Genomic DNA, 11,427 nt, shown 5'->3' on the forward strand with positions numbered 1-11,427 from the left:
GGGTCATTCGTCGTCGGCACCCTGATGAGTGCTGTCGGCGAAGTTCAGCCCGTGCTTGCGCAGTTTGTCGTGCAAGGTCTTGCGCGGTACGCCCAAGGCTTCGGCAAGGCTGCGCAGGGAGCTGTGAGGGCGGGCGAGTTCGGCGGCGATCAGGCTTTTTTCGAACTGTTCGACCTGTTCGCTCAAGCCGCCCGGTGTAGATGTCAGCACGCTGCCGGTGGGGTTGTCGGCCGAGCTGTCCAGGGCCAGTTCCAGGCCCAGTGCAAAGCGTTCGGCGGCGTTCTGCAGTTCCCGCACGTTACCCGGCCAGCTGTGGCGCAACAGCAATGCGCGCTGGCCCGGTTGCAATTCATGCAGCGGCAGGCCGTGGCGGCTGCTGGCTTCGTCGGCGAAGTGCTGGAACAGCATCAGCGCATCCTCGCCGCGTTCGCGCAACGGTGGAATGCGCAGCGGCGCGACGTTGAGACGGTAATACAGGTCGGCGCGGAAGCGGCCCTGGTCAGCGGCCTGGCGCAGGTCTTCCTTGGTGGCGGCAATGATGCGGATGTCCAGCGGGATCAACTGGTTGCCACCCAGGCGCTCGACTACGCGCTCTTGCAACAGGCGCAGGAGCTTGACCTGCACATCCAGGCTCATGCTTTCGATTTCATCCAGAAACAACGTGCCGCCATTGGCGAACTCGAATTTGCCGATGCGGCGTTTCTGCGCGCCGGTGAACGCGCCGGGTTCATGGCCGAACAGTTCGCTTTCGACTACCGATTCGGCCAGCGCCCCGGCGTTGATCGCCACGAACGGCCCGCTGCGTCGGCTCGACAGATCGTGCAGCGCGCGCGCCACCACTTCTTTACCGGCGCCGGTCTCGCCGAGGATCAGCACATCGGCCCTGGTCGCGGCCAAGGCGCCGATCTGCTCGCGCAGGCGCAGCATCTGCGGCGAATGCCCCACCAGGCGTGTGCTCAGTTGCTGGCGGTCGCTGAGGGCCAGGCGCAGGCTGCGGTTGTCCAGCACCAGTCGACGCAGGGCCAGGGCGCGGCGCACGCTGTCGAGCAAGGCGTCGCTGGCGAAGGGTTTTTCGAGGAAGTCGTAAGCGCCGGCGCGCATGGCTTGCACGGCCAGCGGCACATCACCGTGGCCGGTGATCAACAGCACCGGCAGGTCCGGGTCCTGGCCGTGCAGTTCGGTCAAAAGCTCCAGGCCGTCAATACCGGGCATACGGATATCGCTGACCACCACTCCCGGCCAGTCTCGCGACAGCTGTGCGGTGAGGCCGGTGGCTTCGCCCAGTGGCAGGACTTTCAGCCCGGCCAGGTCCAGGGTCTGGCACAGGGCCTGACGCAAGTGCGGATCGTCGTCGATCAGCACCACCTGAATCTGGTTATCGATACTCATACACTGCGGTCCTCGGACGGTTGCAGACTGACGCCCGGCGAGCCGGCGCGCAATTTCAAGGTTAACAGCGCGCCGCCTTCCTTGTGGTTGGCAAACAACAGTTCGCCACCAAAGGCGCGCATCAGCGTTTCACAGATGGCCAGGCCCAGCCCCAGGCCCTGGGTGCGCGTCTTGGTGGTGTAGAACGGCTCGCTGGCGCGGCCCAGGGCTTCCATGCAAAAGCCCGGGCCGTTGTCGCGAATGTACAGGTTGACGCCCTGGGCGGTGGTTTCGGCACTCAGCCAGAGTTTGCGCGGCGGGCCTTTTTCGGTCAGTGCGTCCAAGGCATTTGCCAGCAGATTGCCCAGTACCTGGCGCAGGCGAGTCTCGCCGGCCTGCACCCATAGCGTGGCTTCCGGTAGATCGCGGATCAGCTCCACCTCCATCGAGCGGCGACGTTTGGCCAGCAGCGCCAGGGCATCGTCGAGCGCGGGTTGCAGGGCTACGCTTTCAGGCGCGTGGCGGTCGCGGCGGGCGAAGGCGCGCAGATGGGCGATGATCGAGGCCATGCGCCCGGTCAGCTCGCTGATCAGCTTGAGGTTGCCGCGCGCGTCGTCTGTGCGCTGATGATCGAGCAGGATTTCGGCGTTCTCGGCGTAGCTGCGGATTGCGGCCAGGGGCTGGTTGAGTTCATGGCTGATACTCGCCGACATGGTTCCCAGCGCAGACAACTTGCCGGCCTGCACCAGGTCATCCTGGGCGCGTACCAGTTCCTGCTGGGCGTGCTCGCGTTCCAGCACCTCCTGTTTCAGGCGCCGGTTAAGGCCTTCCAGGTCGCTGGTCCGTTCGGCCACACGCATTTCCAGTTCGCGGCGGGCCTTGGCTTCGAAAGCGATGCGTTCTAGATAATGTCGGCGGCGCTGCATCAACAACCCCAGCAACAGCATCAACGCCAGCAGCGCCGCGCCGCCCACGGCCACCACGGTGCGCACCGGGCGACTGATCAAGGATTTCGGCGCGAGAATTTCTACATTCCAGCCGGTTTCGGCGATGGCCGTGGACTGCCGCAGCCAGGCGCTGCTGCTCAGGTTCAGCGGCTGTGGGTCGCGCGTCGGGTAGGGTTGGATGGCGATGATGGCCTGGCGTTCTTCGGGGGTAAGCGGCCGCGTGGCGCGAAATCGCCATTGCGGGCGTGAGGTCAGGATCACCACACCGTTGTGGTCGGTGACCAGCAGTTGTTCCGGGGTGTTGCCCCACAGGCTTTCGGTGTGGTCCAGGTCGACCTTGACCACCAGCACACCGATGATTTTTGCCCCATCGCGCACCGCTGCGGCGAAAAAATACCCGCGTTTGGCGGAGGTGGTGCCCAGCCCGAAAAAGCGTCCCAGGCGCCCGGCCATGGCTTCGCTGAAATACGGCCGGAACGAGAAATTGCGTCCGACAAAGCTGTCCTGCTTGTCCCAATTGGACGCGGCAAGGGTCTTGCCGGTGGTGTCCATCAGGTACATCACCTCCACACCGGCCTGGGCGGCGACGTCCCTGAGCAATTGATTGGCGTTGGCCAGGTTGGTGCTGACCTGCGGCGCCGCCAGTGCGCTGCGCAAGGCGGGCAGGTCGCCGAGGATCTGCGGCAGCACTTCGTAGCGGTGCAGGGTGCCCAGCAGGTTGGCGACGTATAGGTCGAGGGTCTGACGGTTCTGCCCGGCCAGTTCACTGCGATAGTAGCGCTCGGCCAGGTGCTCCAGCGGCCATAGCAGCGGCGCCAGGCACAACGCCAGCAGCGCGAGGCTGCGCCAGCGGGGTCTTCGCGGAAGGGGTGGAGTCATGGGAGTCATGCGCCTGTGGGTACAGGCGCATTATGCCTAGTGCGGCTGTGCAAGACACTCGCGCAGTGCGTCCAGCCAGTGCGGTTGGCTGACGTGCCATTCGCGTTGCAGACGGCTGCAGTCGAGGCGCGAGTTCAACGGGCGTTTGGCGGGCGTCGGGTAAGCACTGGAAGGGATGGCTTCCAGCTCGGCGCAGGCTTTGCCGGTGGCCCGCAGGTACTCGCCGATGGCCTCGGCAAAGCCGAACCACGACGTTTCACCCTGGGCGGTCAGGTGGTAGACCCCCCATGCTCCGGCATCCCCGGCCTGCCAACGTTCGATCAGGGCGCGGGTACTGCCTGCGATGGTACCGGCCCAGGTCGGCGCGCCAATCTGGTCGGCGACGATGCGCATCTGCGGCTTCTCCTGCAACAGGCGCTGCATGGTCAGCAGGAAGTTCTTGCCGTGGTTGGAGTAGACCCAACTGGTGCGAAGGATCAGGTGCTCGCCTCCCACTGCCGTAATCGCCTGCTCGCCGGCGAGCTTGCTCTGGCCATACACGCCCAACGGGTGCGGCGTGTCCGCTTCGGTGTACGGCGCCGCCTTGCTGCCGTCGAACACGTAGTCGGTGGAGTAGTGGATCAGCGGCGCGCCCAGGGCCTTGGCCTCTTCAGCCAGGATGCCGGGGGCGGTGGCATTGATCGCGAAGGCCACCTCCGGCTCGCTTTCGGCCTGGTCGACTGCCGTGTGGGCGGCGGCATTGATGATCAGGTCGGGACGATGGGCACGGACCTGCCGGCGAATCTGGTCGGCGTTGGTCAGATCCAATTGATCGCGACCCAGCACGATCAGCTCGCCGAGCGGGGGGAGCTGCTGCTGCAGCGCCTGGGAGACTTGACCGTGTTGGCCGGTGATAAGGATTTTCATGGGAACAAGTCAGCTTCCATTAAACGTTTGCCCGCCTGGTCCTTGACGGACAGTTGCGGCGTCTCGGTCAGTTGCCAATCGATTGCCAGCGTTGGGTCGTTCCACACGATGCAGCGCTCAGCACCGGGCTGATAGTAATCAGTGGTCTTGTAGAGAAACTCTGCGTATTCGCTCAACACCACGAACCCATGGGCAAAACCTTCGGGCACCCAAAGCTGACGATGGTTCTGAGCCGACAAACGGACGCTCACCCATTGGCCGAAGTTCGGTGAACTGCGACGAATGTCCACAGCCACGTCGAGTACCTCACCTGCGGTGACGCGCACGAGTTTTCCCTGTGTGTGTTTCAACTGATAGTGCAAACCCCGCAGCACGCCTTTTTGCGAGCGCGAATGGTTGTCTTGAACGAAATTGCGTTCGAGCCCCGTGGCCTGTTTAAACGTCTTGGCGTTGAAGCTCTCGTAGAAAAAACCCCGATCGTCGCCAAAGACTTTGGGTTCGAGGATTACAACGCCGGGAAGTGAGGTTTCAACCACGTTCACTGGCTATCTCCCGCCAGCGAGTACAGGTATTGACCATAGCCGGTCTTGCCGAAATATTTGGCGCGCTGCAGCAGGTGGTTGCGGTCTATCCACCCATTTTCGTAAGCGATTTCTTCAAGGCATGCCACTTTCAATCCTTGGCGATGTTCGATGGTCTGCACGTACGTCGAGGCCTCGAGCAAGCTGTCGTGGGTGCCGGTGTCGAGCCAGGCAAAACCACGGCCAAAGCGTTCAACATGCAGGTCGCCACGCTTGAGATAAGCATTGTTGACGTCGGTGATCTCCAGTTCACCACGAGGCGAAGGCTTGACCGCCTTGGCGATCTTGATCACATCGTTGTCATAGAAGTACAGGCCGGTCACGGCGTAGCTGGATCTTGGCTTGGCGGGTTTTTCTTCGATGGACAGCGCACGGCCTTCCTTGTCGAAGTCGATCACACCGAAACGTTCGGGATCCTTGACCCAGTAACCGAATACCGTGGCGCCGGACGGGCGATTGGCGGCGGTGCGCAATTGATCGCCGAAATGCTGACCGTGGAAGATATTGTCGCCCAGGATCAAACAGACCGGATCATCGCCGATAAACTCTTCGCCGATGATGAACGCTTGGGCCAAGCCATCAGGCGACGGCTGCTCCGCGTAGCTGAATCGCACGCCGAACTGGCTGCCATCGCCCAGCAGGTTGCGGTATTGCGGCAAGTCCACCGGTGTGGAAATCACCAGGATGTCCTTGATCCCCGCCAGCATCAGCACTGAGATCGGGTAGTAGATCATCGGCTTGTCGTACACCGGCAACAGTTGTTTGGACACGCCCAGGGTAATGGGGTGCAAACGCGTGCCGGAGCCACCGGCCAATACGATTCCCTTCATCATGCAATCAGATCCTTCATGTCGGTGTTGCCCAAACGTTCGCCCTGATAACTGCCGTCCTGGACCCTGCGGCACCATTCCAGGTTATCGAGGTACCACTGCACGGTTTTGCGCAGGCCGCTTTCGAAGGTTTCTTCCGGAACCCAGCCCAGCTCGCGTTCGATCTTGCTGGCGTCGATCGCGTAGCGTTGGTCGTGACCTGGACGATCCTTGACGAAGGTGATCAGGTCGCTGAATTGCGCGACGCCTGCGGGCCGCTGTGGTGCCAGCTCTTCCAGCAGGGTGCAGATACCGCGTACCACGTCGATGTTCTTTTGCTCGTTGTGCCCGCCGATATTGTAGGTCTCGCCAACCACGCCTTCGGTGACCACTTTCAGCAGGGCGCGGGCGTGGTCTTCGACGAACAGCCAGTCGCGCACCTGCAAACCATCACCATAGACCGGTAATGGCTTACCCGCGAGGGCGTTGAGAATCACCAACGGGATCAGCTTTTCGGGGAAATGGAACGGCCCGTAGTTGTTCGAGCAGTTGGTCAGCAGCACAGGCAGGCCATAGGTACGCTGCCAGGCGCGCACCAGATGGTCGGAAGCGGCCTTGCTGGCGGAGTAGGGCGAGCTGGGTGCGTAAGGCGTGGTCTCGGTGAACAGATCGTCCACCCCGTGCAGGTCGCCATACACTTCATCGGTGGAAATATGATGGAAGCGGAAAGCGCTTTTGGCAGGTTCGGCCAGCTTATGCCAATAGGCGCGGGTAGCTTCGAGCAGGCTGTAGGTGCCGACGATGTTGGTCTGGATAAAATCCGACGGGCCATCAATCGAACGGTCGACGTGGGACTCGGCGGCCAGGTGCATGATGGCCTGGGGCTCGAAGCGCGCCAGCACGGTGCTGACGGTGGCCTGGTCGATGATATCGGCCTGGACGAACTCGTAGCGGCTGTTGGACGCGATGCTGGTCAGCGACTCCAGGTTGCCGGCATACGTGAGTTTGTCGAGGTTGAGCACTTCATGCTCGGTGTTTTGGATCAGGTGACGGATAAGGGCAGAGCCAATAAAACCGGCACCGCCGGTGATGAGAATACGCATGTCGGGGAGCCTTTTCCTTAGACGGACATCGAGCGAGTGGGGCATAGCTTGAGTTGTGGCGTCGGGCAGCGCAAGTGCAGTTGGCACCGGGGGTTGCTTAACCCAATGAACAATGGCGATATAGGCGCCTGATAAAAACAGAGATCGCCATCATGCTGCTCGCCACGTTGATCCATCGCGCCAGTCTACCTTGCCCGCAAGTAGGCCCCGATCAAGCAACTCAACTCCTGGCGCAGCACTATAGCCTTGCTGGCACTTTGCAGTCGCTCGGCAGCCAGCAAGACCTCAATTACAGAGTCGACACCCCCCAGGGTCGGTTTGTTCTGAAAATCTGTCGAGGTGACTACGCGGCGCTGGAGCTGCAGGCTCAGCACGCGGCGCTCAGTCATTTGCAGACCCACGCCGAGGTGCGCGTGCCCAAGGTGATCAAGACCCTGGCCGGCGATGAATTGCTCACCCTGGCAATCGGCGGACAAACCCTGCACTTGCGCCTGCTGGACTATCTCGACGGCCAGCCATTGACCCACAGGCCCCACCTGGGTCGCGAGGTGATGGCCGGCTTCGGTGACCTGTGCGGCCGCATGAGCCTGGCGCTCGCGCCGTTCGAGCATGGGGGCCTTGAGCGCACCCTGCAGTGGGACCCGCGCCATGCTCTGGAGCTGATCGCCCACCTGTTGGCCAGCCTGCAAGACCTTGCGCATCGCGAGGCGTTGGAGCGCGTGAGCGCGCAGGTCCAAGCCCGTATTCGGCCCCTGGTCGAGCGCCTGCCGTGGCAAGCCGTTCATATGGATATCACCGATGACAACGTGCTGTGGCAGCGTGATGCCCAGCGTCAGTGGCAGATCCAGGGGGTAATCGACTTTGGCGACCTGGTTCACACCTGGCGCATCGCTGACCTGTCGGTGACCTGCGCGGCCTTGCTGCACCACGCCGAGGGCGACCCCTTTGCGATTTTGCCGGCGATTCAGGCCTGCCATGCCGTGACCCCTTTGCAACGCGAGGAGTTGCAGGCGCTGTGGCCGTTGATCGTCGCACGGGCGGCGGTATTGGTACTGAGCAGTGAGCAGCAGCAACATTTGGACCCGGATAACAGCTACTTGCTGAAAAATGCCGAACACGAGTGGGAAATCTTCCACGTGGCCACCTCGGTGCCGTTCGAGCTGATGGAAGCGGCGATTTTGGGCAGCGTTGGCGAAACGCCGACACCGATCGCCAGCCAGGACTTCGCCCCGCTGTTACCGGAGCTGGTCGGCCGCGAATTCGCGTTGATCGACCTGGGCGTGCTCAGCCCACACTTCGAGGCTGGCAATTGGGAGACGCCCGGCGTCGATCGCAGGTTGCTGGACGAAGCGGCCACGCTGCATGGGTTGGCGGCCAGTCGATATGGGCAATATCGGTTGTCGCGTACTCGTCCTGACACTCCCACCGAGGCGGATACCTTTGCTCTGCACGTGGAGCTGCATGTGCCGCATGGCACAGGGGTGGAAGCGCCCTTTGCCGGTACGCTGCACCACGAGGCCGACGGGCGGGTACGCCTGCAGGGCGTCGAGTTGAGCGTGCATGTGTGGGGTGTGAGCACCTCGCTCAAATCCGGTGCATTGTTGGTCGAGGGGCAACGGTTGGGTGAGGTGGTGGCGCCGCTGATCGTGCAGTTGTGTCTTGCCGACCTCGAACCGCCGCTGTTTTGCACCCCCTCGCGCGCGCAGGCCTGGCAAACCCTGTGCCCGTCGCCCGGCGCTGTGCTGGGGCTGGCCTGCGACGCCGAGCCTGAACTGGACGCCCAGACCCTGCTGGCCCGCCGGGACGCCAGTTTCGCCCGCTCGCAGAAGCACTATTACACCGACCCGCCGCGCATCGAGCGCGGCTGGCGCAACCACCTGATCGACATGCACGGGCGTTCCTACCTGGACATGCTCAACAACGTGGCGGTGCTGGGCCATGGGCATCCACGCATGGCCGCGGTAGCGGCGCGGCAATGGTCGTTGCTCAACACCAACTCGCGCTTTCACTACGCGGCGGTCACGGAGTTTTCCGAACGCTTGCTGGCCCTGGCGCCGGAGGGCATGGACCGTGTGTTTCTGGTCAACAGCGGCACCGAGGCCAACGACCTGGCTATCCGCCTGGCCTGGGCCTTCAGCGGCGGGCGCGACATGCTCAGTGTGCTGGAGGCCTATCACGGCTGGTCGGTGGCGGCGGACGCGGTGTCCACCTCGATTGCCGACAACCCTCAGGCCTTGAGCAGCCGCCCGGACTGGGTGCACCCGGTGACCGCGCCCAATACCTATCGCGGTGAGTTCCGCGGGCAGGACAGTGCGCCGGACTACGTAAGAAGCGTGGAACATAACCTGGCGAAAATCGCCGCCAGCAAACGCCAGTTGGCAGGGTTCATCTGCGAGCCGGTATATGGCAATGCCGGTGGCATCTCGCTGCCGCCGGGTTACTTGCAGCAAGTGTATGGCCTGGTACGCGCCCGAGGCGGCGTGTGCATCGCCGATGAAGTGCAAGTCGGTTATGGCCGCATGGGGCGTTTCTTCTGGGGCTTTGAAGAGCAGGGCGTAGTGCCCGATATCATCACCATGGCCAAAGGCATGGGCAACGGCCAGCCACTGGGTGCGGTGATTACCCGCCGCGAAATCGCTGAAGCGCTGGAGGCCGAAGGTTATTTCTTCTCATCCTCAGGCGGCAGCCCCGTCAGCTGCCGGATCGGCATGGCGGTGCTGGATGTGATGGAAGAAGAAAAACTGTGGGAAAACGCCCAAGTCGTGGGCGGACATTTCAAAGCTCGTCTGGAAGCCCTGATCGAGCGTCACCCGTTGGTCGGGGCCGTGCACGGTTCCGGTTTCTATCTGGGCCTGGAGTTAGTGCGCGACCGGCAAACCCTGGAACCGGCGACCGAGGAAACCAAATTGCTGTGTGACCGGTTACGTGAGTTGGGCATTTTCATGCAGCCTACCGGCGACTATCTGAACATCCTCAAGATCAAACCACCGATGGTCACCTCTCGGCATAGTGTGGATTTCTTCGTCGATATGCTGTCGAAGGTGCTCAATGAACAGTTGTAAATAGTCGATTCTTATCGAGAATAAATCGAGCAGGTTCTTATTTCTGCCCTTGATCTGCTTTTAAAGCCGATTTTTATCCGTTATAAAGTTGGCCCACACCCTTCGGAGCACTGATCGCCATGACCACTTTGCACAGCACCCCTCGCGCCGATGGCTTTCACATGCCCGCCGAATGGGCGCCGCAGACCCAGACCTGGATGATCTGGCCCGAGCGCCCGGACAACTGGCGCCTGGGCGGCAAGCCGGCGCAGGCCGCTCATGTGGCCGTGGCCAAGGCCATTGCGCGGTTCGAACCGGTGACCGTGTGTGTATCCGCCGGCCAGTACGAAAACGCCCGGTCGCGCCTGGATGTGCCAAACATTCGCGTGGTGGAAATGTCCAGCGATGACGCCTGGGTGCGCGATACCGGCCCGACCTTCGTGATCAACAACAGTGGCGAAGTGCGCGGGGTGAACTGGGACTTCAATGCCTGGGGCGGTTTCGACGGTGGCCTGTACGCGCCGTGGAACCGTGACGCGCAGGTAGGCGGCAAGATCCTGGAGATCGAGCGCGCGCCCCGCTACCGTACCGAAGGTTTTGTGCTGGAGGGCGGCTCGATCCACGTCGATGGCGAAGGCACGCTTATCACCACAGAGGAATGCCTGCTCAATCGCAATCGCAACCCGCACCTCGACCGCGCGCAGATCGAAGCGGTGCTGAGCGCCAACCTGGCTGTGGATAAGATCATCTGGCTGCCGGACGGTTTGTTTAACGATGAAACCGACGGCCATGTGGATAACTTCTGCTGCTACGTGCGGCCCGGCGAAGTGCTGTTGGCCTGGACCGATGACCCGCAGGACCCCAACTATGCACGCTGCCACGCGGCCATGGATGTGCTGCAAAACAGCACGGACGCCCTGGGCCGCTCGTTCACAGTGCATAAGATGCCGATTCCGGGGCCGTTGTACGCCACCGAAGCAGAGTGCGCCGGTGTCGATCCGGTGGATGGCTCCCAGGAGCGCAATCCGACCGTGCGGCTGGCGGGTTCCTACGTTAACTTCCTGATCGTCAACGGCGGCATCATTGCGCCTAGCTTCGACGACCCGCTCGACCACGACGCCAGGAATATTTTGCAGAACCTGTTCCCGCAGCATGAAGTGGTGATGGTGCCCGGCCGTGAACTGTTACTGGGTGGCGGCAACATCCACTGCCTGACCCAACAGCAGCCCGCTGCGCACAAAAGTTGAGTGCAGTTGTAACAGCGCACTGACGACGGCCTGTCGCTACGCGTTTTCAGCGTGCAAGGCAAGCCCGCGGCCCCGCAAGGTCGCGGGCTTTTTTATGCGCGGGCGCCGGTGAACAGAGCGTCTTGGCATAGCTCTTGTATCGGTGTTGCCATAGCAGTGGCCCAAGGTCATGACTGCGCAGTTCTGTCATAAACCTTGAGTAAGTTAGCCGCTCACGCAGTCGGAGAGAGCGCTGAAATGAACGCCGAAATCAATCCAATGTACGGACGCCCGCTTCACCCCTCGCGGGTCGACGGTGACGCCATCCATGCACTGGCGCTCTGGTTGAAGGAAAACAGCACGCGGCACGTCGGGCAGCCCGACCCGCGCAGTGTATTGAGTGAACGCTACCCGCAGGGGTTGTTCAGTGAGGATGAAGTGCACGCGTTGTGCGAACTGATGCGCAACTAAGTGTCGTTTTTAGATACGCCATCAGCGGCTGCTTAGAATTATTTCGCCTAAATACAGACGATTCACGAAATTGACACATCATTCAGCACGCGACTA

The 11,427-nt window shown here is 62.1% G+C and carries 9 protein-coding genes; 3 read left to right on the forward strand and 6 right to left on the reverse strand.

The window, feature by feature from the left end; all coding sequences use genetic code 11:
- Positions 1 to 3: 3 nt before the first annotated feature.
- Genes PSH94_RS01345 through rfbB form a run of 6 tightly spaced genes read right to left on the reverse strand, consistent with a single transcriptional unit; the run spans position 4 to position 6,593 of the window.
- Positions 4 to 1,389, reverse strand: coding sequence for a sigma-54 dependent transcriptional regulator (locus tag PSH94_RS01345; RefSeq protein ID WP_181081010.1), 1,386 nt, complete (start codon positions 1,387 to 1,389; stop codon positions 4 to 6).
- Entirely contained in the window at positions 1,386 to 3,194 is a 1,809-nt protein-coding gene (locus tag PSH94_RS01350) for an ATP-binding protein (protein ID WP_305436191.1), read from the reverse strand. Before PSH94_RS01350 ends, PSH94_RS01345 begins: the two co-directional genes overlap by 4 nt.
- A 36-nt stretch (positions 3,195 to 3,230) precedes the next feature.
- Positions 3,231 to 4,100: a dTDP-4-dehydrorhamnose reductase gene (gene rfbD, locus PSH94_RS01355; RefSeq protein WP_305436193.1), complete on the reverse strand. Its 870-nt coding sequence runs from the start codon at positions 4,098 to 4,100 to the stop codon at positions 3,231 to 3,233.
- Positions 4,097 to 4,642, reverse strand: coding sequence for a dTDP-4-dehydrorhamnose 3,5-epimerase (rfbC, locus tag PSH94_RS01360; RefSeq protein WP_266245439.1), 546 nt, complete (start codon positions 4,640 to 4,642; stop codon positions 4,097 to 4,099). Before rfbC ends, rfbD begins: the two co-directional genes overlap by 4 nt.
- A complete protein-coding gene (gene rfbA, locus PSH94_RS01365; RefSeq protein ID WP_266245440.1) occupies positions 4,639 to 5,514 on the reverse strand; it encodes a glucose-1-phosphate thymidylyltransferase RfbA in 876 nt (291 codons plus the stop codon). Before rfbA ends, rfbC begins: the two co-directional genes overlap by 4 nt.
- Complete coding sequence (gene rfbB, locus PSH94_RS01370) at positions 5,511 to 6,593, reverse strand: dTDP-glucose 4,6-dehydratase (RefSeq protein ID WP_181081005.1); 1,083 nt, start codon at positions 6,591 to 6,593, stop codon at positions 5,511 to 5,513. The genes rfbA and rfbB overlap by 4 nt, the downstream gene beginning before the upstream one ends.
- Positions 6,594 to 6,745: 152 nt before the next feature.
- Between rfbB and PSH94_RS01375 the strand changes: the two genes are divergently transcribed.
- From PSH94_RS01375 to PSH94_RS01385, 3 genes are all read left to right on the forward strand, one after another.
- Positions 6,746 to 9,655 carry an aminotransferase gene (locus PSH94_RS01375; protein WP_305436197.1) on the forward strand — a complete coding sequence of 970 codons (2,910 nt, stop codon included), beginning with the start codon at positions 6,746 to 6,748 and terminating at the stop codon, positions 9,653 to 9,655.
- Between the two features lie 119 nt (positions 9,656 to 9,774).
- Positions 9,775 to 10,881 (forward strand): agmatine deiminase, encoded by a 1,107-nt coding sequence (gene aguA, locus PSH94_RS01380; protein ID WP_305436200.1) that lies wholly within the window; start codon positions 9,775 to 9,777, stop codon positions 10,879 to 10,881.
- Between the two features lie 237 nt (positions 10,882 to 11,118).
- Positions 11,119 to 11,331 (forward strand): hypothetical protein, encoded by a 213-nt coding sequence (locus tag PSH94_RS01385; protein WP_181081002.1) that lies wholly within the window; start codon positions 11,119 to 11,121, stop codon positions 11,329 to 11,331.
- Positions 11,332 to 11,427 lie beyond the last annotated feature (96 nt).

The sequence above is a fragment of the Pseudomonas sp. FP2254 genome, from assembly GCF_030687695.1.
Classification (GTDB): domain Bacteria; phylum Pseudomonadota; class Gammaproteobacteria; order Pseudomonadales; family Pseudomonadaceae; genus Aquipseudomonas; species Aquipseudomonas quebecensis.